This window comes from Pseudomonas canadensis (assembly GCF_000503215.1).
Classification (GTDB): Bacteria; Pseudomonadota; Gammaproteobacteria; order Pseudomonadales; family Pseudomonadaceae; genus Aquipseudomonas; species Aquipseudomonas canadensis.
In genome coordinates, this window is the sequence record NZ_KI628539.1 from 904,338 (window position 1) to 924,792 (window position 20,455).

Consider the following 20,455-nt stretch of genomic DNA (forward strand, 5'->3'; position numbering starts at 1 on the left):
CGATACTCGAAAGAGTGGTGCGGTAATCGCCCCGATTGGCAAAAAGCGCAGGCTTTGGCTCAGTTTTCACCTTCTTATGCCGCTCACTCAAGTGAAAAATGTCAGCAACAAGATCAATGACAACTCTTTCACCCGATCCGTTCGAGTGGAAATTGCGGACCATAAAAATAATGAAAACGCTGAAAACCCAAGTCGCTATTATCGGCGCCGGTCCTTCTGGACTGCTGCTTGGTCAACTGCTGCATCAGGCAGGGATCGAGACCCTTATCCTAGAGCGTCAGAGCGCCGATTACGTGCAGGGCCGCATCCGTGCCGGGGTGCTGGAACAAGGCATGGTCGACCTGCTGAGGCAGGCGGGTGTCAGTCAGCGAATGGACAGCGAAGGCCTGGTGCATGATGGTTTCGAGTTGGCGCTGAACGGTCAACTCACCCATATCGACCTCAAGGGCCTGACAGGCGGTCAATCGGTGATGATCTACGGACAGACCGAAGTCACCCGCGACCTGATGGCCGCCCGTGCCGCCGCCGGTGCCACCACCCTGTATGAAGCGCGCAATGTGCAGCCTCACGATCTCAAAAGTGATCGACCCTGGCTGACCTTTGAACATCAGGGCGAATCCTTTCGCCTGGAGTGCGATTACATCGCCGGTTGCGACGGTTATCACGGTATTGCACGCCAATCGATTCCGGCTGAATCGCTCAAGGTCTTCGAGCGGGTCTACCCCTTTGGTTGGCTGGGCATCCTCGCCGATACGCCGCCGGTACACGCTGAATTGGTGTACGCCAAGCACGCGCGCGGCTTTGCGCTGTGCAGCATGCGTTCGCCGACGCGCAGCCGTTACTACCTGCAGGTGCCGGTGGAGGAACCGATTGACGAATGGTCCGATGCACGCTTCTGGGACGAACTGAAAACCCGCCTGCCCAGCCACCTCGCCGATCAGTTGGTGACCGGCCCGTCGATTGAAAAAAGCATCGCACCGCTGCGCAGTTTTGTGGTGGAGCCCATGCAGTACGGGCGCCTGTTCCTGCTCGGCGATGCGGCGCATATCGTGCCGCCCACCGGCGCCAAGGGCTTGAACCTGGCGGCCAGTGATGTGAGCACTCTGTACCGGATCTTGCTCAAGGTTTACGGCGAAGGGCGGGTGGATCTGCTGGAGCGCTATTCCGCCATTTGCCTGCGGCGGGTGTGGAAGGCCGAGCGGTTTTCCTGGTGGATGACCTCGATGTTGCATCAGTTTCCCGAGGCCGACGGTTTCAGCCAGCGCATCGCCGAGAGTGAGCTTGAGTACTTCATCCACTCCGAGGCGGGGCGCAAGACCATCGCAGAAAATTACGTCGGACTTCCATACGAAGCTATCGAATAGCCTGCTATCGTATTGAGCATTCCCGTGGGCCGCCTTTTCCCGCGGGCCCTGCTCGAAGGTCCTGCCGTGACGCACCTCAATCAGCCTGTTCCGCCACTGCCCGCTGTGCGCAGCATTCTCGCCTCACTGATGATGGCGATCTTCCTGGGGGCGTTGGACCAGACCATTGTCGCCGTGTCCATGCCTGCGATCTCCGCCCAGTTCCATGACGTCAACCTGCTGGCCTGGGTCATCTCCGGCTACATGGTGGCGATGACCGTGGCGGTGCCGATCTACGGCAAGCTCGGTGACCTGTACGGGCGGCGGCCGATGATGCTGATCGGCATGGGCCTGTTCACCCTGGCCTCGCTGTTCTGCGGCATGGCGCAAAGCATGGAGCAACTGGTGCTGGCGCGGATCCTCCAGGGTATCGGCGCTGGCGGCATGATTTCGGTGAGCCAGGCGATCATCGGCGACATCATCCCGCCCCGTGAACGTGGCCGCTACCAGGGCTATTTCAGCAGCATGTACGCGGTGGCCAGCGTGGCCGGGCCGGTACTGGGCGGCTACATGACCGAGTACCTGTCGTGGCGCTGGGTGTTCCTGATCAACCTGCCCCTGGGCGCCGGCGCCTGGTATGTGGCTCATCGCACGCTAGTGGGTTTGCCGGTGCCGCAGCGCAAGCCGATCATCGATTACCTCGGCACTGTGCTGATGATCATTGGCCTGACGGCCTTGTTGCTGGGCATCACCGAAATTGGCCAGGGTCATCATTGGCGCGATGATCAGGTGCTGGGGCTGCTTGCCTGTGCGTTGGTGGCGTTGACGGTGTTTGTCTGGCACGAGCGCCGGGCGCGGGAGCCGTTGTTGCCGATGCATTTGTTTGCCAACCGCAGTGCGGTGTTGTGCTGGTGCACGATCTTTTTCACCAGCTTCCAGGCGATTTCCCTGACGGTGCTGATGCCGCTGCGTTATCAGACGGTGACCGGTTCCGGCGCGGACAGCGCGGCGCTGCACTTGCTGCCATTGGCCATGGGCTTGCCGATGGGGGCTTATTTTGCCGGGCGCATGACCTCAGTGACCGGGCGCTATAAGCCGATGATCCTCAGCGGCGCGCTATTGAGCCCCTTCGCCATTCTCGGCATGGCCCTGAGCGCGCCGCAGGCGGTGGGGCTGACGGCCTTGTTCATGCTGCTGTGCGGCATTGCGGCCGGCATGCAATTCCCGACGTCCCTGGTGGGCACGCAAAACTCGGTGGAGCAGCGCGATATCGGCGTCGCCACCAGCACCACCAACCTGTTCCGTTCCCTGGGCGGGGCGGTGGGGGTGGCGTGCATGTCGGCACTGTTGCTGGCGCTGTTGCAGGACTCCAGCTTCGCCCACCTGGCCAGCGGCGCGCTGGTGGCCGAAGGCAGTTCCGGCAACGTGCTGCTCGACGGCCTCAACGCCGCCCCCGGCCCGGCGCAGGATGCCCTGCGCGGGGAGTTGGCGGTGACGTTCCGGCATTTGTTGATGGTCAGTGCGGCGGTGTCACTGCTGGGGCTGGCGGCGGCGATTGCGATGCCCAATCGGGTGCTGCGTGGCCGTGAAGACAAAGCACGCTAACCCTGTAGGAGTTGGCTTGCCAGCGATGACGGTGGGTCAGTCAATATATGGGTTACTGATACAACGCCATCGCCGGCAAGCCAGCTCCTACAGGGGGAATGCATTTCAATTTTGATCAGGGGCTGTAATAACCCACCGCCACCATGAAATGCCCAGCCTTGCGCACATACGCATGCTTGTTCTCGATCTTGTCGGTCACCGGGTTTTTCCAGCGGTATTTGTATTCGCCCTGGTCCTGCTCGGCCATCAACTTGAGGATCGGCTCACCCACCGGCTTGCCGTCCGGGTCCTTGATCTTGCTGAAATCGGTGTTGACCAGGCGCAGGTTGGTGCCGTGGGCTACATAGCGCTGGGTATCGAGGTCAACCACGAACACATAAAGGTCATCCTGCAGGAAACCACCCTGCAATGAGTTGATGGCCTTGAGTGTGCCGGTTTCATCCTTGAGCAAGGCGGTTGCCGCCTTGTTGCGCAGGGCCCGGGCCTGTTCCGGCGTGGCCCGTGGCAGGTAATAACCCACCGCGAGGATGCGTTCGCCCACACGCTGATAAAACACGTGCTTGTGTTCGACCTTGCCATCGTTCCAGTTCTGCCAGCGATAGTCGGCCTGCTGGATGCCCTGGCTTTCCGGCACCTTGAGCGCATCTTTGAAGGACTGGCGCAAATCCGGCCCGAGGACTTCGGACACGTCACGGCCGATCAAGGCGGAGGATGGACCACCGCTGGCCAGCAGCATGCCCTTCGTGTCGACCACAAACACATAGCGATCGTGGTCGACGAATTCGCCCTGTCGACTGAAGGCGGCAAACGCCTTGTCGCCGTTGCTCTGGTAGTAGACCAAGGCTTTTTCCAGCAGCGCCTTGGCCGCCTTGGCGTCTTCATCCTGAGTCGTTTCAGCGTGCACCTGGCTGAAACACAACAGCAGCAGCCAGGTGAGTTGGAACACTACCTTCATTACCCGTCCCTCGTTCTTGTTGATGTGACAAGAGCGTAGACGGTCACGGGCGACTCAGAAGGGTTTGGTCGGCAGGTACTTGCCGTCCAGGGTGATCACCGCGCGGGAGCCGCCGTCCGGGTCCTCGACCTTCTTGATGTCCAGCTTGAAGTTGATTGCACTGATGATGCCGTCGCCGAACTGCTCATGGACCAGCGCCTTGAGGGTGGTGCCATAGACTTGAAGCATTTCGTAGAAGCGGTACATCGTCGGGTCGGTTGGCACGCCGCCGGGGAAGCTGCCGCGCAGGGGCACGCTTTGCAGCAGGCGGCTGGCGTCCTGGTCCAGGCCGAGCTTGTCGCAGACCACGTCCGCAGCGTCCTTGGGCAGCGGATGCTGGCCGAGCAGGGCGGCGGTGACGAACGCCAAGCTGAGCCCGGTGCCGTCGGTGAGGTCTTGCCAGGACAGGTTCTTGCGTGCCTTGAGGTCGATAACGGTGTCGGCCAGGGCCAGGCGTGGGGTTTGTGAGAAGTTGGATTGCAACATGGTGTTGTCCTCTTGGTTGAAATGGGGTCAGGCAGCGTGGATCTGATTGAGCAGCGACACGAAACGCCCGCTGCGGCTGTCCAGGGCGTCGATGGCGCCGGTTTCGATGTCGTACACCCAGCCGTGCAACGTCAGTCGGCCTTGTTCCAGGGCCAGGGCGACGCAGGGGTGGGTCTTGAGATTGGCCAACTGGGCGATCACGTTTTCGCGCACCAAGTCGCTCAAGCGGGCGGCATCGGATGTGTGCTGGCGTGCGGCGTTAATCACCTTGGCCGACTCTGCATGGCGCAACCAATTGGCCACGGCGGGCAGGTGGTCCAGGCATTTGCAGGTGGAGATGGCAGTCATCGCCCCGCAGTCGGAATGGCCGCAGATCACAATGTCACTGACCCCCAGCACCGCCACCGCATATTCGACGGTGGCCGATACACCGCCCGGCTCCGGGCCGTAGGACGGCACGATGTTGCCGGCGTTGCGGATTACGAACAGGTCTCCCGGTTCTTGCTGGGTCAGTAGCTCGGGGACTACACGGCTGTCGGAACAGGACACAAACAGTGTGCCCGGGGTTTGCGTGGTCGCCAGGTGTTTGAACAGGTCGCTGCGTTGGGCAAAGGCTTCGGCCTGGAATTTGCGGAAGCCGTCGATGAGATGTTGCATGGGAGGTTCTCCTTGCGTCGCTGATGGGGCAAGGATGGAAGTTTTCAGCTATAGCGTCCAAGACCGGCTTATTATGGTTTCCATTGGTCATGCCTATAGTTGGGGGCTTCGATGCTGCTGCGCCATATCCGTTACCTGCTGGCGGTGGCTGAACACCGCAATTTCACCCGCGCCGCCGAGGCGCTGCATGTGTCGCAGCCGACCTTGTCGCAGCAGATCAAGCAGTTGGAGGACACCTTGGGTGCACCGCTGCTGGACCGCTCCGGGCGCAGCGTCAGCCTGACCGACGCCGGCGAGGCCTATGTGCGCTTTGCACGGCTGGCCTTGCAGGACTTGCAGGCTGGCACCCGCGCCATGCATGACGTGCAGGACTTGAGCCGGGGCAACCTGCGCCTGGCCATGACACCGACTTTTACCGCCTACCTGATCGGGCCGTTGCTGGCGCAGTTCAACCAGCGGTATCCGGGGATTACGGTGAGCATCGAGGAGCTGACCCAGGACCGCATGGAAGCCGCCTTGGCGGAAGACGCGCTGGACATCGGCATAGGTTTTACCGGCGAGCATCTGCCGGATATCGAGTGCGAAGGGCTGTTTGTTGAAACGCTGAGTGTGGTGGTCGGCGCCAATCATCCGGGAGTGGACAGTCGGCAGTGGCTGGCGCAACCCCTAGTGTTGTTGAACACCGGCTTTGCGACCCGCCGCTACATCGACGATTACTGCCGTGCCCAGGGCATAAGCCCTTTGATTGCTATGGAGGCCAACTCCATCAGTGCAATCATTGAAATCGTGCGCACCACGGCACTGGCGACCATCCTGCCCAGTGCAATCGCCGAGGCCCAGCCAGGTTTGAACGCAGTGGCAATCAGCCCTGCATTGCCGCAACGCACCGCGGCACTGCTGAGCCGCAAGGGCGCCTATCGCAGTGCCGCGTGTCGCGCCTTCGTGTCGTTGATCAAGGCGCGGCCAGCCACTGGCTGACGATAGCGTCATAGGCTCCCGTGGCCTGGCTCAGGTGCAGCCATTGATCGACGTAGCTTTTCCAGGCCACATCATCACGGGGTAACAGGAAGGCTTTTTCGCTGTACTGCATCTGCCGCTCGGGGTTCACCGCACACAGCCCCGGCTTGAGCTTCTGCTGGTAACGCGCTTCGCTGGCGTCGGTGATCATCACATCGGCCTTGCCTGCCAGCAGTTCATCGAAGATGGTCACGTTGTCGTGCAGGCGGATCTGCGCCTGGCCCAAGTGGGCACGGGCGAATACTTCGTTGGTGCCGCCGGCCGGTTCGATGACGCGTACCTGGGGCTGGTTGATCTGTTCGACGGTCTGGTAGCGCTGCACATCGGCACAGCGCACCAACGGGATTTTGCCGTCGACGCCCAGGGATTGGCTGAAGAAGGCTTTTTTCTGGCGCTCCAGCGACACCGAAATCCCGCCCACGGCAATGTCACAGCGCTGGGCCAGGAAGTCCGGCATCAGGGTTTTCCAGGTGGTGGGCACCCATTGGATCTTTGCGTTGAGGCTCTTGGCCAGGGACTCGGCCATGGCGATGTCGATGCCTTCATAGCTGCCGTCGGCGCGCAGCGAGGTGTAGGGCTTGTAGTCGCCGGTGGTGCAAACGGTCAGCGTGCCGCGCTGGAGCACTTGGTCGAGGTGCGAAGGCGCGGTGTCGGCCAGGGCGCTGGTGGCCAGACTTGCCAGTACACAGAGGGCGAAAGGAGCTTTCATGCGGTCGAGTCCTTGGGGCATGGGCGTGGGCGCTCATTATTTCCAGCACCGGGCCAGGTAGCAAGGCGCGGCGAATGTTTAGCCAAGTCGCAACCAAACTCCGTCAACCCTGAATTTAATCACCTGTGCAGGCGTGTGACGCTGGCGGTTACCTCTAGCACTGTGATCCCCGCATGGACGGCTCCTCCGACACCCACCCCGCGATACTGCCGTCCGATCTCGCGTTCTGGGCACTGTTTCACTGCCGACACGCACGCCCACCAGATAGCGCATTCCTACGTTGATCCATCCCCTGGATGGCGTGCACCTGCGCGCCTGCCTGACCCACACGTATGAGAATGCCCATGAGTGTCTTTGCCTGCCTGCACGAAGCCCAGTCCTTCCTCGAACAAAACCCGGACATCGAGATGTTCGAGCTGTTTATCCTCGACAACAACGGCGTGCCACGCGGCAAGTTGCTGCACCGCGATGAGTTGCTGGCGGTGTATGAAAGCGGCCGGCCGTTGCCCAGTACCATTCTTGGCCTGACCATCAATGGCGACGACGTGGAAAACTCCGGGCTGGTGTGGGAGGTGGGTGATATTGATTGCCGCGCCTATCCGATCAGCGGCAGTTTGCAGCGCATGCCGTGGCGCCTGATTCCGACGGCAGCCGTGCAAGTCAGCATGCACCCCACCGAAGGCCTGCCCGCGACCGTCGCCGATCCCCGGCATTTGCTGGCCAAGGTGATCGATGGACTCAAGGCCGACGGTTATTACCCAGTGATGGCGGCGGAACTGGAGTTCTACCTGCTCGACCAGAAACCCGACAGCAACGGCCGCCCGCAACCGGCGCGGGATGTGGACGGCGGGCGCCCGCGCTCGACTCAGGTCTACGGCCTGCGCGAGCTGGAGCAGATCGAACCCTTCCTTGCTGACCTTTACAGCGCCTGCAAACTGCAAGGCATCCCGGCGCGCACGGCAATCTCCGAATACGCCCCAGGCCAGGTGGAAATCACCTTGGAGCATCGCGCCGACGCCCTGCAAGCGATGGACGAAGCGGTGCGTTACAAACGCTTGGTCAAAGGTGTGGCGCATAAGCACGGGATGACGGCTTGCTTCATGGCCAAGCCGTTCGACGACCTGGCCGGCACCGGCATGCACATGCACGTGAGCCTGGCGGATGCCGAGGGCAATAACCTGTTCGCCAGCGAAGCCACCGACGGCACGCCGCTGTTGCGCCAGGCGGTGGGCGGCATGCTCAGCACCTTGCTCGATTCCTTGCTGATGTTCTGCCCCAATGCCAATTCCTACCGCCGCTTTCAGACCAACAGCTACGCGCCTCTGGCCGCCACTTGGGGCGTGGACAACCGCACCGTCAGCCTGCGCGTGCCGGGCGGGCCAGCGAGTTCTCGACATATCGAGCATCGAATCTGCGGTGCCGACGCCAACCCCTACCTGGCCGCCGCCGCGATTCTGGCCGGCATCCATCGCGGCATCCGTGAGCAGCGTGACCCCGGCGCCCCGGTAGAAGGCAATGGCTACGCCCAGGCCAAGGAGTTGCTGCCTACCGACTGGTTGACCACGCTACGTGCCCTGGAAGGTTCGAGCTGGGCGCGGGACGCGTTCGGTAGTGGATTCCTCGACGTGTACCTGGCGGTCAAGCGCGCCGAATATCGCCAGTTCATGGGCGAAGTGGGCGAGCAGGATTGGCGCTGGTATCTGCATCAGGCGTGAACAGGCTTCGGTGGTGAACGTTTCGACCTTTTTTTGACATTGCACTGGTTAAGCTGCGAATCAAGGTCGTTCACTGCCGTTCCACCCACATGAGCCCGCGATGTCGCCACAACCACCATCCTCCATCGAGATTGAATACGCCGAGCGCTGTGACCGTGAGCACGCCAGGGTCTGCGGCGATACACGGCCGCCAGGGCTGCGGCAGCGACTGGCGTCGTGGCGCGACGAGCGGATGGTTCGCCAGGCGCTTAAAGTCGCCGGTGAACCTGGGTTGGTGTTGGACCTGGCCTGTGGCTCGGGGCGTTTCTGGCCTGTGCTGGCCGAACACGTCAACCGGGTGATCCTGGCGTCGGACAACTCCCAGGACATGCTCGACCATGCCCGCACCCATCACCCGGCGTCCTTGCTCAAACGCGTCAAGACCTTCCAGGGCTCGGCGTTCTCCATCAGCTTGTCGGCGAATGCGGTGGATTGCATTTTCTGCCTGGAATTGTTTCGCCATGTGCCCAGCAGTGAAGGGCGCTTGGCCCTACTGCGCGAGTTCCACCGGGTCAGCCGCGATACGGTGATTGTCTCGGTCAACTCCCGTACCTGCGTCGATGATGAGTTCCGCCAGGCGGGCTTCAAGGTCCTGCATCATCAAGAATTCATGCCCGGCTCAAGCCTGTGGCGGGTCTACGTGCTGCGTAAGAGAGGATAAGTCCCGCCTGTCGGACTATTCTTCAACTCCTGTCTGAGTTTTCATGGTTGCCTGTGCACTGCGGATGCTCGCTAGCCCCTTTCGCGATATATACTGCGCGCCATTCTTCAAGGGAGAGCCGTGTGGCCATCGATATTCACTGGATCTGCGACAACGATAGCCTCGGCCAGCATTGCGCCGAATGGCAGCAGTTGCCATTCGTCGCCCTCGACACCGAATTCATGCGGGTCGACACCTTTTATCCCATTGCCGGGCTGATCCAGATTGGTGATGGCGTGCGCGCTTACCTGATCGATCCCCTGACCATCGACAACTGGCAACCCTTGGCCGCCTTGCTGGAAAACCCGGCGGTGATCAAGGTGGTGCACGCCTGCAGCGAAGACCTGGAAGTGTTGCTGCGCTTGACCGGCAGCCTGCCAGTCCCGCTGTTCGACACCCAGTTGGCCGCCGCTTACCTGAACCTCGGTTTCTCCATGGGCTATTCGCGCCTGGTGCAAGCCGTGCTGGATATCGAGCTGCCCAAGGGCGAGACCCGTTCGGACTGGCTGCAGCGGCCCTTGTCCGAGACGCAAGTCAGCTACGCCGCCGAAGACGCGGTGCACCTGGCCGAGGTTTACACCCGCCTGCGTCCGCAGCTGTCGGACGACAAGTACGCCTGGGTGCTGGAGGACGGCGCGGAGTTGGTCGCCAACCTGCGCCGCGAAGTCGACCCCTACGAGGTGTACCGCGACGCCAAGCTGGCCTGGAAGCTGTCCCGCGCCCAACTCGCCGTACTGCGTGAACTGTGCGCCTGGCGCGAGCAGCAGGCCCGCGCCCGTGACCTGCCGCGCAACCGCATCATTCGCGAACACTCGTTATGGCCCCTGGCCAAATCCCAGCCGGATAACCTCGCCGCCCTGGGCAAGATCGAAGACATGCACCCGCGCACCGTGCGTCAGGACGGCCAGTTCCTGCTGGACCTGATCAAGCGTGCCGGCAGCGTGCCGATGGACCAATGGCCGCCTGCCGTTGCCGAACCGTTGCCGGTGGATGCCGCCGCGCTGATCAAGCAACTGCGCGCCCTTGGCCAGGCGCAAGCCGAACGCCTGGAGATGGCGCCGGAACTGATGCTGCGCAAGAAAACCCTCGAAGCCCTGGTCAAAAGTGGCTACCCCGATGGGCCTTATAAATTGCCAGACTCGCTGCGTGGCTGGCGCCGCGAGTTGATGGGCCAGGCGCTGCTCGACAGCCTGGCTACCGCCGGAGAACAGCCTTGAAACGTATTTGCTCCATTTACCGCAGCACCAAACGCGCCGGCATGTACCTTTACGTACTCAAAAGTGATGAGCTGAAACGTGTGCCCGAAGGTTTGCTCGCGGTGTTCGGCCAGCCGCTGCTCGCGTTCAACCTGGTGCTGACGCCTGAACGCAAACTGCAACAGGAAGACATCGTGCAGGTGCTGGAAAACCTCGACAAACAGGGTTACCACCTGCAAATGCCGCCGCCCGAGGACGAGTACATCGAGCACTTGCCCGAAGAACTGCTGCGCCGCAACGACCCGATGTGATCGACCGGTGCTCTATCCTGGGCACTTGCTTCAATGGAATCGTATAAGTGGGCGGTGGCCGTAAGGATGCGGGCAGCCGTCCGTACTGTTTTTGAAAGGTTTTATGCATGCGTGTTCTGATTGCTGAACAGGATCACCCGCTCTACGCCCAATTGCTGGGCGAAGCGGCACCGGACCTTGAAGTGCTGACCAGCGGCGACTCGGCAGAACTGTCGCGCCTGGCCGCCGATTGCCCGGTCTGGCTGGGCCAGCCGGACCTGCTGGCGACGCTGCTGCGCCAAGGCCATCACCCGCAATGGCTGCAATCGACCTGGGCCGGCATTACCCCGTTGCTGGCTGAAGGCTTGCCCCGAGACTATCGCCTGACCCGTGCGGTGGGCATTTATGGCCAGGTCATGGCCGAATTTGTCCTCACCTATATGCTCGGCCACGAACGTGAGGTATTGGCACGTCTGGTCAGCCAGGTCGAGCGCAAATGGGACAATCGCATGGGCCAGAGCCTGGCGGGGCGCAAGGTGCTGATCGTCGGCACCGGCGATATCGGCCAGAGCGTTGCCGAGTTCCTGGTGCCGTTCGGCGTGAAGCTGTACGGCATCGCCAGCAACGCTCGAGAGCAGGCGCCGTTTGTCGAAGTGGCCGGGCTTGACGCCCTGGGCCGTCTGGTGGGCGAGGTCGACTACGTGATCAACCTGCTGCCCAACACGCCGAGCACCCATGACCTGTACGACGCTGCGCTGTTCAAGCAATTCAAGCCGACCGGGTTGTTTATCAACGTCGGGCGCGGAGTGGCGGTGGTGGATGCGGACTTGGTCGAGGCCCTGAAAGAAGGGCACCTGGCCGGTGCGGTGATTGACGTGTGCCGCCAGGAACCGCTGCCGCAACGTCATCCGTTCTGGACCGCGTGGGGCCTGTTGCTGACCGGGCACAGTTCGGCACCGACGTCACCAGCATTGATGGTGGAGTTGTTCGTGCAAAATGTGCGGGCGTATCAGGCCAAGCAAGCATTGCGTGGAACCGTGGATTTCGAGCGCGGTTACTGATAGCAGAGGAGCCGGCATGCCGGCTCCTCTTGGCATTACAGGCTGAAGTCACCTTCCGATACCAACTCGCTCAACGGCCGGCGTGGGCTCGGCGTTTCGCGACCTTGCAGGTACTCCGGCAAGTTCGACTTGTCCCCCAATTTGCCAATCGCGACGGCGGCATGCAGTGCATAACCTTCCGGGATTTTCAGCTCTTTGCGGGTCAGGTCCTGATCGAAACCGGCCATGCCGTGGGTGTGCCAGCCGCTGAGGCTGGCTTGCAGCGCCAGGTGGCCCCAGGCCGAGCCGGTGTCAAAAGTGTGCCACAGGGCGGGGGTTTCTTCGTTGGCGCCGGGGGCGGTGAAGTCGGTTTTCGAAGCGATGATCACCAGGGCCGACGCGTGTTGCGCCCAGCCACGGTTGAATTCATTCAGCAAGCCCAGGAAACGCTCCCAGTCCGGCGTGTCGCGGCGCGCGTAGAGAAAGCGCCAAGGCTGCGAGTTGTAGGCGGACGGCGCCCAGCGCGCGGCTTCGAAGAAACTCAGCAGGGTCTCCTTGGAGATGCTCTCGCCGGTGAAGGCGCGGGGCGACCAGCGGTCGGTGAACTGGGTGTGGATCGGATAGTCGGCAACACGTGTCATGGAGCAGTTCCTGATCGTCAATTCGGCGCTCAAAGCTACTGCGCGGCCACTAGACTGACAAGTGTTGTAACACCGCCAGTCGTAAGCGCTTGGCCCCAGGGGCCTTGGGCACTAGACTGGCGGCCTTTTCACCTACCGATACTGATGTAGAGCCATGGCCGCCAAAGTCGAACCTTTCTGGATACGCAAAACCCTTGAGCACCTCGACCAGGAGGAGTGGGAGTCGTTGTGCGACGGCTGTGGCCTGTGCTGCCTGCAAAAGCTAGAGGACGAAGACGACAACAGCGTCTATTACACGCGGATCGCCTGCAAACTGCTCGACCTGAAAACCTGCCAGTGCACCGACTACCCGAACCGTCGCGCGTCAGTGCCGGATTGTATCCAGCTCACGCCGGGCCAAGCCGACCAGTTCAAATGGTTGCCGCCCACCTGCGGCTATCGCCTGGTCAGCGAACGCAAGGACCTGCCGCTGTGGCACCACTTGGTCTGCGGCGACCGCGATGCCGTGCACCACGAACGCATTTCCCAGTCCGGGCGCATGCTCAGCGAAGGCAGCGTGCCCGAAGACGACTGGGAGGATTACCTGATTTTCCGCGCGGGCTGACAAGGAGTGGGTATGAGGGGGGCAATCAAGCTGGCGGCATCGTTGGTGTTGCTGACGCTGAGCACATCGGCGTGGTGCGCGAAGAAAGTCGACCTGGATTATCACGTCAAACTGTTGCCCCAGAGTGATCAGGCTGAGGTGCGGGTGAGTCTGTCCCAGGGCTCGGCGGTGCGCAGCCTGAATTTCGACCTTGGTGCCGATGGTGACTACAGCGACTTCAAGGCCGACGGCCAGTGGAGCGTCACCGAGCATCGCGGTCTGTGGCAACCCAGCGCCAACAAAGCCAGCCTGACCTACCGCGTACGCCTCACCCATGCACGCAAGGCCGGTATCTATGAAGCGCGGATGACGCCGAGCTGGGCGTTGTTTCGCGGCGAAGACCTGGTGCCGACGGCGAAACTGGACCAGCAAGACGGCGTCGAGTTGGTCTCACGCCTGGTGTTCGAACTGCCAGCCGGCTGGAAAAGCGTTGAAACCGCTTGGCCGCGCATCGGCAAGCACAAATTCCGCATTGATAACGTCTCCCGCCTGTTCGACCGGCCCACCGGCTGGATGCTCGCTGGCAACCTCGGCAGCCGCCGTGTGCGCCTGGGCGAGACGGAAGTCACCGTGGCTTCGCCCAAGGGCCAGGCCATGCGCCGCATGGATGTGCTGACATTGCTGACCTTCGTCTGGCCCCAAGTGGAAGCGGCCTTCCCGCGCCATCCGGCCAAACTGCTGGTGGTGGGCGCCAGCGACCCGATGCGCCGTGGCGCGTTCTCGGCGCGGGATTCGGTCTACCTCAACAGCCGCACGCCGCTGGTCAGCGAAAACGGCGGCAGTCCGTTGATACGTGAAGTGGTGCAGGCGATCGGGCGCTTCAATGATCACGACACCAGTGACTGGATCAGTGAAGGCCTGGCCGAGTACTACGGCATCGAACTGGTACGTCGGGCCGGTGGTATCACCGACGAGCGGTATCAGGCAATACAGGCGCGGTTGGCCAAGGAGGGCAAGGACGTGACCAGCCTGCGTGGCGAACACGTCAGCGGTGCGACGGTGTCACGGGCGGTGGTGGTGTTGCAGGAACTGGACCGCGAGATCCGCGTGAAGACTCACAACAAACGGTCATTGGATGACCTCGCGCAGGCGGTGATGCGTGCCAACAGCATTACCACCGCGGAGTTTGTGAAGCTGGCTGAGCGCATCATCGGCGAGTCGTCGGTGGTGCTGGACACCAAGCTGCTGCGTTGAACCCTTGCTGAGCCTCCGCAATGCCTTGTAGGAGCCCGGCTTGCCGGCGATAGGGCTCTCAAGGATGCCATCGCCGGCAAGCCGGGCTCCTACAGGTCGGGGTGGGGTCAGCCGGTGGTTTTGGTGGCCTTCTCGGCCGCCACTTCAGCCTTGGTCTTCAGATTCTTCAGCTCGGCCCCGGCGCGTTCGATCTTAGTGCGCACCGCGTTCATGTCCTGGCGGCCCTGCTCCAGCTTGTCCTTGAGCGAGCTGTGCCCGGTAAAACCACGGGCCAGCGCCACACCGCCGATGGCCACCTGGATCAAACCGAAAATCCCGCCACGGCGCAGGCCTTTGCCGACCATCATCACGCCTCCGGCCACCGAGCCAATGCGCTCCCAGCCATGCACGTTCTGTGTGGGCTGGGTCTCGAAAGGCGTATGTTCGATGATAGGTCGCAAGGTTTTGCTGTCGCTCATGATCTGTCTCCAACGAGGGCTAGTGATAAATAGCTGACTGCCCGCAGGCGCCGGATGTTCCCTAAATCTCAGTACTTGGGACCCGAGCGGGTGTTGTTGCCCTTGGCCAGGCGGTCGTAGAGCACGACGTTGACGGTGGCGGCAAGGTTCATGCAGCCGGTGGTCGGTATGTAGACCACGTCTTCGCACCAGTCGCGGATCTCTTTGTCGAGGGAGCCGTCTTCCGGGCCGAAGATGTACAGCGCGCGGTCGGGGTGGGTGTATTCCGGCAGGGGGCGAGCGCCTTCCACCAGCTCCACGGCAACGGGGATGCAGCCCAGGGGCAGGATTTTTTTCAGGTCATCGATACCGATCAGCGGAATGTCGTGGTGGACTTTCTTGGTGTCGGTGATGAAGTCCCGCGCGCGCTCGTAACGCACGCCGGTGTAGAACACCGAGGCCACGCCGTAGCAGCCGGCGGCACGCATGACCGAGCCGACGTTTTCGGGGGATTTGGGGTTGTACAGACCGATGCAGCTGTAGCGTTTATTGCCCACGGGGAAGGGTGCCTTGGAGGAAAACGGCGATTATACGGCCTTGGGGGGCAGAGTTGCTTGGGCGATCGCAATCGCCGGCAAGCCGGCTCCTACAGGGAATGCATTCCCTCTGTAGGAGCTGGCTTGCCAGCGATGAGGCCAGAACAGGCAAAGAAGATCTTCAGTCGTCTTTCTTCATAAGGCCAGCCAACGCCGCAAACGGGTTATGCGTGGCCTTGGCAATCGTCGGGCTGCTGGTAGAACCTTCGCCGAAGTACTGCTGGTCGGTATACCGCGAGTGTTCGTTGTCGTGGCAATACAGGCACAACAATTCCCAGTTCGAACCGTCCTGGGGATTGTCATCATGATTGTGGTTTCGATGGTGTACGGTCAGCTCACTCAGGCGTTTGCCGGCGAACTCACGGGCGCAGCGGCCGCATACGTGGGGGTACATTTTCAAGGCTTTATCGCGGTAGCCCATTTCCCGGTCGCGCTGGGCATCGGCAAGGATGCGGTCCAGCTTGGCGGTGTGGGAGGGCGGGTTGGTCGAGCTCATCATGGCTCCTGGCTATTTTGGGGTTCACGGATAGGGTTGATTCTAGCCGCTCGCGTTGCAAATAACCGCTTCACTTTATCGATAGGGATCTGAAACTCATGCGTCTGCACTCATGGACTATTGCACTGTTGTTGTGTGGGCTCACGGCCCAAGCCCAGGCATTCTCTACACCACAACCCGGCCAGGTGATCGAGGTGGCCCTCGATCAATTGCACCCGACCCAGGCGGTGGTGGGTTTTGACCAGATTTACTACAGCCTCGGCCTGTTCGCTGACAAACCCGCCAAGGTCTTCGATGAATACTGCGAAACCAACGGCCAGGGCGAGGCCGACAAAGTGCCCAAGAGCGCGGACCTGCACAAGCCGGCGAGCTTCACCTGCAAGGACCCGGTGGGCACCCATCCCGACGACATGAAAACCGTGGTCGTCGGCCCCGGCGGCCAGTTGTACCTGACCGACGGTCATCACAGTTTCACCACCTTGTGGGAAGTGCCCGGCGGAGGGCCTCGCCTGAACATGTGGGTCAAGGTCACCGATGACTTCAGCAACAGCCCGACCATGGCCAACTTCTGGCAGCGCATGGAGGCTGCGCGCAAGGTCTGGCTCAAGGACAATCAAGGCCAGACCCTGCCGCCCGAGCAACTGCCGGCGCACCTGGGCTTCAAGAACCTGCAGGACGACACTTTCCGCAGCCTGGTGTATTTCACCCGCAAGGCTGCATATGGCAAGCCTGAGGCCGGGGAGATCGCGCCGGAGTTCCTGGAGTTCTACTGGGGCAACTGGCTGCGCACTCAAATTGATCTAGGCAAGTACAACCTGAACAAGAAGGGTGGCTACAAGGACGCCATTGAGGCCGTGGCCAAGCGCATAGTCAGCCTGGCGCCGGGCTCACAGGTCGGCGATAGCGGTTTCACCGCCCATCAACTGGGCGGCATGACCAAACTCGACCGAAATGAGCTGGAAAAGACCTTCGACAAAAAAGTCCCGTATGTGATCGATTACCGCAATTCCCTGCGCTAACCGATCACACCTTCTGCGCAATCCAGATGGTGTGTCGGGTGCCCTTGTTGCCATGGGCAAACACCTGCACTTCCTCGGCCTTGAAACCGGCCTTGCGCAGTTTGTCGCTGAACAGCTTGTCCGCGCTGGCCGACCACACGGCCAGCACGCCTTTGGGGCGCAGGGCCTTGGCGCAGGCGGCCAGGCCGCCGGCGGAGTAGAGCCAGCTGTTGGCCTTTTGCGTGAGGCCTTCGGGGCCGTTGTCCACGTCCAGCATGATCGCGTCAAAGCCCTGGGGCTCGGCCTGCAGCACCTTGGCCACGTCTTCCAGGCGGATCACCGTGCGCGGGTCCAGCAGCGGGCGGCCGGATTTTTCGCCCAGCGGTCCACGGTTCCACTCCACAACGCCAGGCACCAGTTCTGCCACGACCACTTCGGCAGTCTTGCCCAGGTGCTTGAGGGCTGACGCCAGGGTAAACCCCATGCCCAAGCCACCGATCAACACCCGTGAATCTGCACGCCCGGCGACTTTGCGGCAAGGGATCTCCGCCAAGGCATCTTCGGAACCGTGCATGCGCGTGTTCATCAACTGGCCGCCGTCACCGCCCTGGATCTTGATGACGAAATCTTCACCGTATTCGAACAGGCACAAGGCACCGCCGTTGTCGGGGATCGGGGTGGTGTCCAGCAGAACGAAACGTTTCATGGAAATCTCATTGGGAAGGGCATTCTTGCGCGGTTGGGAGTAGCCTTACGACATTCCGGTCAGGCCATGGAGCCATCGATGAAGTGCAGCATTCTAACGGTCATTGTGTTGAGCGCGCTCGCCTCTGGTGCGGCGCAGGCTCAGGAGTTGCAAACCGTACCGGTCGCGCCCGCCCCAACGCCAGGCGCGCCGGGCACCCCGACGCCGACGTTGTACCCGCAAGTCACCCCACCGGTCGTGCCCAAGACCAACGGTTCGCCGCCCTTGGTGCCGATCGTGCTGCCAACGCCGCCCAAGGACCAGACGGTGCCGAGCCTGCTGCAAAATGACAGCAAGCCGAAGACGCCTGGCGGTTAAAACTGTTGCGAGAGTAATTGCCCATCGGCCATGCGCAAGCGCTTGGACAGGGCGATGGCAATCGCGCGGATGATCTTGGCGGCGACCCTGGGCGCTTCGTTGAGCATTTTTTCCAGGGAGTCCTTGCCCAGATTCAGCAGCACGCAGTCACTGGCCGCCATGCAACTGGCCGAGCGTCGCTCGCCGTCGAGGACCGCCATTTCGCCAAAGGCTCGACCGCTGCGCAGTGTGGCGATGGTCAGGCGCTGGCCTTCGTGGTTGGTTTTTTTGCACCGCCACCTGGCCGCTGTGGATGATGCACATGAACGTGCCAGCATCGCCTTCGAGGAAAATCACCTCATCGCGGGCAATGCTGCTGATATTGAAATAGCCGGCGGCGACGTGAAAGTCTTCCGGCAACAGCGGGTCGAACAGGCCGCAATCCATGAGCATGTCGCGGATTTCGGTATTCATTAATGTGGGTAGTGCCATGGCTGCAATCTTGGTCCATCAATCAGTAGGCGGTCCTGTGTTCAGACAGAACCGCCCTACTAAGTTCCTTAAATGAGTTTCTTAAACCAGCCCCAGCGCCCTGAACACAAAGCCATATTCGAGTGCTACGTCACGTAATCCCTGATAACGACCGCTCATGCCACCGTGGCCGGCGCCCAGCTCGGTCTTGAGCAACAGCAGGTTGTCGTCGGTCTTGGTGTCGCGCAGCTTGGCCACCCACTTGGCGGCTTCCCAATATTGCACGCGGCTGTCGTTGTAGCCGGCGATCACCAGCAGGTGCGGGTAGGCCTGGGCGCGAACGTTTTCATACGGCGCATAGGCCTTGATGCGCTCGTAGACGTCCGGTGCTTGCGGGTTGCCCCACTCGTCGTACTCGGTGATGGTCAGCGGCAGTTCAGGGTCGAGCATGGTGTTGAGCACATCGACAAACGGCACTTCGGCAATCGCCGCCTGGAACAGCTCCGGACGCTGGTTGAGCACTGCGCCGATCAACAGGCCGCCGGCACTGCCGCCGCTGATGGCCAGTTGTTTGGAGGTGGTCAGGCCCTCGGCGATCAGGTGTTCGGCGCAGGCGATAAAGTCGCTGAAGGTGTTCTGCTTGTGTTCCTGCTTGCCGTTGCGATACCACGCCTCACCCAACTCACCGCCGCCGCGCACATGGGCGATGGCAAACGCCACGCCTCGGTCCAGCAGGCTCAGGCGTGCGTGGGAGAACCACGGGTCCAGGCTCGAACCATAGGCGCCGTAGCCGTACAGGTAGAGGGGCGTTGGTTTACCCAACTGGTCGCGCTTGACTACCAGGCTGATCGGCACCTGGGTGCCATCCGCCGAGGTGGCCCACAGGCGCTGGCTCACGTAATCGTCGGCATTGAACACACCCAGTACCGGGGTTTCCTTGAGCACCTGTTGCGCGCCACTGGCCAGTTCCAGCTGACGGACCTGGGCCGGGCGGTTCAGGGCTTCGTAACGCAGGCGGATCTTGTCGCTGACAAATTCCAGGCTGTTCTGTACGTAGAGGCTGTAGGCGGCGTCAGGCAATTCCACGCGATAGGCCGGCAAGCCCTGCGGGTGCACTTCGATCACCGGCAGGCCACCGATGCGCAGGCTCAAGGTCATGGCATGGGTGTTCAGGCTCACGCCATCGAGCATCACCTCATCGCTGTGGGGGATCAGGTTCTGCCATTCAGCTTGTGTCGGCACGTCGCCAATGTCGGTTGCCACGAACAGGGCGTAATTGATGCCATCGCGGTTGCTGCGGATAAACCAGGTCCACGCCCCATTCAACTGGCCGTGGTCGACATCGTATTCATGGTTTTCTACACGTGGCGCCAGGCAGGTGAAGTCCAGGTGTGGCTGATCGGCGTCCAGGGCCCAGACTTCGCTGGTGGTCTTGCTGCCGAGGGACAGCAGCAACTGGCGCTCGGAGCTGGAACGGTAGCAATGCAGGAAGAAACGTCCGTCGGGTTCATGGAACACTTCCTGCGCCGCCGTGCCGTCCAGGCGATAGCGATACAGCTTGTGCGGGCGGTGGGTGTCGTCCAGTTCGCCAAAGAACAGGGTCAGGCTATCGTTGGCCCAGGTCATGCTGCCGTCGCAGTCTTCAAACGCCAGTTCGCTGACTTTGCCGGTGGCCAATTCCTTCACGTACAGGGTGTAGATCTCTTCACCGCTGGTATCGAGGCTGTAGGCCAGGCGTTGGTGGTCGGGGCTGATGCTGAACGCGCCGAGGGAGAAGAAACCGCCATTGGCCAGCACGTTCGGGTCCAGCAACAACTCTTCGCTGCTGTCGTCCACCTGATTGCTGTCGTCGGCCGGGCGGCGGCAGCGGTAGTGGCGGGCGTATTCGTCACCGGCGGTGGTGCGGGTGTAATACAGATACGGGCCCCACGGTGACGGCAGCGACAGGTCGGTTTCGAGAATGCGGCCCTTGATCTCCTCGAACAGGGTTTCGCGCAATGCTGCCTGGTCGGCGAGCTGGGTTTCCTGCCAGGCGTTTTCGGCCTTGAGGTAATCGAGCACCTCAGTGCTGTCGCGCTCTTGCAGCCAGGCGTACGGATCTGGACCTTGGGCCTTGCGGGCAATCGGAGCGGTCGATGTAGGCATG

General features: G+C 61.7%; 22 protein-coding genes and 1 pseudogene. 12 read left to right on the top strand and 11 right to left on the bottom strand.

Annotated elements, in window-relative coordinates; all coding sequences use genetic code 11:
• The first annotated feature begins 179 nt into the window (after positions 1 to 179).
• Positions 180 to 1,364, top strand: a complete 1,185-nt coding sequence (gene pobA / locus U367_RS0127150) for a 4-hydroxybenzoate 3-monooxygenase (protein WP_174890980.1) — start codon at positions 180 to 182, stop codon at positions 1,362 to 1,364.
• 66 nt (positions 1,365 to 1,430) lie between these two features.
• Positions 1,431 to 2,948 (top strand): MDR family MFS transporter, encoded by a 1,518-nt coding sequence (locus U367_RS0127155; protein WP_050587938.1) that lies wholly within the window; start codon positions 1,431 to 1,433, stop codon positions 2,946 to 2,948.
• A 115-nt stretch (positions 2,949 to 3,063) separates the two neighbouring features.
• Here U367_RS0127155 and U367_RS0127160 read toward each other — a convergent pair whose 3' ends face one another.
• Genes U367_RS0127160 through U367_RS0127170 form a run of 3 tightly spaced genes read right to left on the bottom strand, consistent with a single transcriptional unit; the run spans position 3,064 to position 5,085 of the window.
• The gene (locus U367_RS0127160) at positions 3,064 to 3,903 is read right to left on the bottom strand and encodes a cache domain-containing protein (RefSeq protein WP_028619381.1); all 840 of its coding nucleotides are present in this window, start codon (positions 3,901 to 3,903) and stop codon (positions 3,064 to 3,066) included.
• A 54-nt stretch (positions 3,904 to 3,957) separates the two neighbouring features.
• The gene (gene cynS / locus U367_RS0127165; RefSeq protein ID WP_028619382.1) at positions 3,958 to 4,428 is read right to left on the bottom strand and encodes a cyanase; all 471 of its coding nucleotides are present in this window, start codon (positions 4,426 to 4,428) and stop codon (positions 3,958 to 3,960) included.
• Positions 4,429 to 4,455: 27 nt separating this feature from the next.
• Entirely contained in the window at positions 4,456 to 5,085 is a 630-nt protein-coding gene (locus U367_RS0127170) for a carbonic anhydrase (RefSeq protein WP_028619383.1), read from the bottom strand.
• 111 nt (positions 5,086 to 5,196) lie between these two features.
• Here U367_RS0127170 and cynR point away from each other — a divergent pair, with 111 nt between their 5' ends.
• On the top strand, positions 5,197 to 6,063 hold the full coding sequence (gene cynR / locus U367_RS0127175; protein WP_028619384.1) for a transcriptional regulator CynR: 867 nt from the start codon (positions 5,197 to 5,199) through the stop codon (positions 6,061 to 6,063).
• Here the strand turns inward: cynR and U367_RS0127180 are convergent.
• Positions 6,038 to 6,811 carry a transporter substrate-binding domain-containing protein gene (locus U367_RS0127180; protein ID WP_028619385.1) on the bottom strand — a complete coding sequence of 258 codons (774 nt, stop codon included), beginning with the start codon at positions 6,809 to 6,811 and terminating at the stop codon, positions 6,038 to 6,040. The genes cynR and U367_RS0127180 overlap by 26 nt on opposite strands.
• Before the next feature lie 344 nt (positions 6,812 to 7,155).
• Here U367_RS0127180 and U367_RS0127185 point away from each other — a divergent pair, with 344 nt between their 5' ends.
• The 5 genes from U367_RS0127185 (at position 7,156) to U367_RS0127205 (ending at position 11,812) form a co-directional block, all read left to right on the top strand.
• Entirely contained in the window at positions 7,156 to 8,526 is a 1,371-nt protein-coding gene (locus tag U367_RS0127185) for a glutamine synthetase family protein (protein WP_028619386.1), read from the top strand.
• Positions 8,527 to 8,626: 100 nt separating this feature from the next.
• Positions 8,627 to 9,226: a class I SAM-dependent methyltransferase gene (locus tag U367_RS0127190; RefSeq protein WP_028619387.1), complete on the top strand. Its 600-nt coding sequence runs from the start codon at positions 8,627 to 8,629 to the stop codon at positions 9,224 to 9,226.
• Between the two features lie 122 nt (positions 9,227 to 9,348).
• The gene (gene rnd / locus U367_RS0127195) at positions 9,349 to 10,482 is read left to right on the top strand and encodes a ribonuclease D (RefSeq protein WP_028619388.1); all 1,134 of its coding nucleotides are present in this window, start codon (positions 9,349 to 9,351) and stop codon (positions 10,480 to 10,482) included.
• Positions 10,479 to 10,772 (top strand): YcgL domain-containing protein, encoded by a 294-nt coding sequence (locus tag U367_RS0127200; RefSeq protein ID WP_028619389.1) that lies wholly within the window; start codon positions 10,479 to 10,481, stop codon positions 10,770 to 10,772. Before rnd ends, U367_RS0127200 begins: the two co-directional genes overlap by 4 nt.
• Before the next feature lie 107 nt (positions 10,773 to 10,879).
• On the top strand, positions 10,880 to 11,812 hold the full coding sequence (locus U367_RS0127205; protein ID WP_028619390.1) for a D-2-hydroxyacid dehydrogenase: 933 nt from the start codon (positions 10,880 to 10,882) through the stop codon (positions 11,810 to 11,812).
• A 35-nt stretch (positions 11,813 to 11,847) separates the two neighbouring features.
• Here U367_RS0127205 and U367_RS0127210 read toward each other — a convergent pair whose 3' ends face one another.
• Positions 11,848 to 12,432, bottom strand: a complete 585-nt coding sequence (locus U367_RS0127210; protein WP_028619391.1) for a nitroreductase family protein — start codon at positions 12,430 to 12,432, stop codon at positions 11,848 to 11,850.
• 154 nt (positions 12,433 to 12,586) lie between these two features.
• Between U367_RS0127210 and U367_RS0127215 the strand changes: the two genes are divergently transcribed.
• Positions 12,587 to 13,036 carry a YcgN family cysteine cluster protein gene (locus tag U367_RS0127215; protein ID WP_003172524.1) on the top strand — a complete coding sequence of 150 codons (450 nt, stop codon included), beginning with the start codon at positions 12,587 to 12,589 and terminating at the stop codon, positions 13,034 to 13,036.
• Positions 13,037 to 13,048: 12 nt separating this feature from the next.
• The gene (locus U367_RS0127220; protein ID WP_028619392.1) at positions 13,049 to 14,269 is read left to right on the top strand and encodes a hypothetical protein; all 1,221 of its coding nucleotides are present in this window, start codon (positions 13,049 to 13,051) and stop codon (positions 14,267 to 14,269) included.
• A gap of 107 nt (positions 14,270 to 14,376) precedes the next feature.
• Here the strand turns inward: U367_RS0127220 and U367_RS0127225 are convergent, their stop codons facing one another.
• The 3 genes from U367_RS0127225 to U367_RS0127235 form a co-directional block, all read right to left on the bottom strand.
• Complete coding sequence (locus U367_RS0127225; RefSeq protein ID WP_028619393.1) at positions 14,377 to 14,727, bottom strand: YgaP family membrane protein; 351 nt, start codon at positions 14,725 to 14,727, stop codon at positions 14,377 to 14,379.
• A 68-nt stretch (positions 14,728 to 14,795) separates the two neighbouring features.
• Positions 14,796 to 15,263, bottom strand: coding sequence for an RNA methyltransferase (locus U367_RS0127230; protein ID WP_003189607.1), 468 nt, complete (start codon positions 15,261 to 15,263; stop codon positions 14,796 to 14,798).
• 160 nt (positions 15,264 to 15,423) lie between these two features.
• Positions 15,424 to 15,798: a YajD family HNH nuclease gene (locus U367_RS0127235; RefSeq protein WP_003210675.1), complete on the bottom strand. Its 375-nt coding sequence runs from the start codon at positions 15,796 to 15,798 to the stop codon at positions 15,424 to 15,426.
• Positions 15,799 to 15,896: 98 nt separating this feature from the next.
• On the opposite strand from U367_RS0127235, the gene U367_RS0127240 reads away from it, so the two are divergent.
• Positions 15,897 to 16,817 (top strand): ParB/Srx family N-terminal domain-containing protein, encoded by a 921-nt coding sequence (locus U367_RS0127240; RefSeq protein WP_028619394.1) that lies wholly within the window; start codon positions 15,897 to 15,899, stop codon positions 16,815 to 16,817.
• Positions 16,818 to 16,821: 4 nt separating this feature from the next.
• Here the strand turns inward: U367_RS0127240 and U367_RS0127245 are convergent, their stop codons facing one another.
• On the bottom strand, positions 16,822 to 17,502 hold the full coding sequence (locus tag U367_RS0127245; RefSeq protein ID WP_028619395.1) for a spermidine synthase: 681 nt from the start codon (positions 17,500 to 17,502) through the stop codon (positions 16,822 to 16,824).
• Between the two features lie 78 nt (positions 17,503 to 17,580).
• Here U367_RS0127245 and U367_RS0127250 point away from each other — a divergent pair, with 78 nt between their 5' ends.
• The gene (locus tag U367_RS0127250) at positions 17,581 to 17,859 is read left to right on the top strand and encodes a hypothetical protein (RefSeq protein WP_028619396.1); all 279 of its coding nucleotides are present in this window, start codon (positions 17,581 to 17,583) and stop codon (positions 17,857 to 17,859) included.
• Here the strand turns inward: U367_RS0127250 and U367_RS01000000130340 are convergent.
• Together U367_RS01000000130340 and U367_RS0127260 are read right to left on the bottom strand one after the other, a co-directional pair.
• A pseudogene (locus U367_RS01000000130340) lies at positions 17,856 to 18,330 on the bottom strand (cyclic nucleotide-binding domain-containing protein). The gene U367_RS0127250 and the pseudogene U367_RS01000000130340 overlap by 4 nt on opposite strands.
• Positions 18,331 to 18,411: 81 nt before the next feature.
• Positions 18,412 to 20,454: a S9 family peptidase gene (locus U367_RS0127260; RefSeq protein ID WP_028619397.1), complete on the bottom strand. Its 2,043-nt coding sequence runs from the start codon at positions 20,452 to 20,454 to the stop codon at positions 18,412 to 18,414.
• Position 20,455 lies beyond the last annotated feature (1 nt).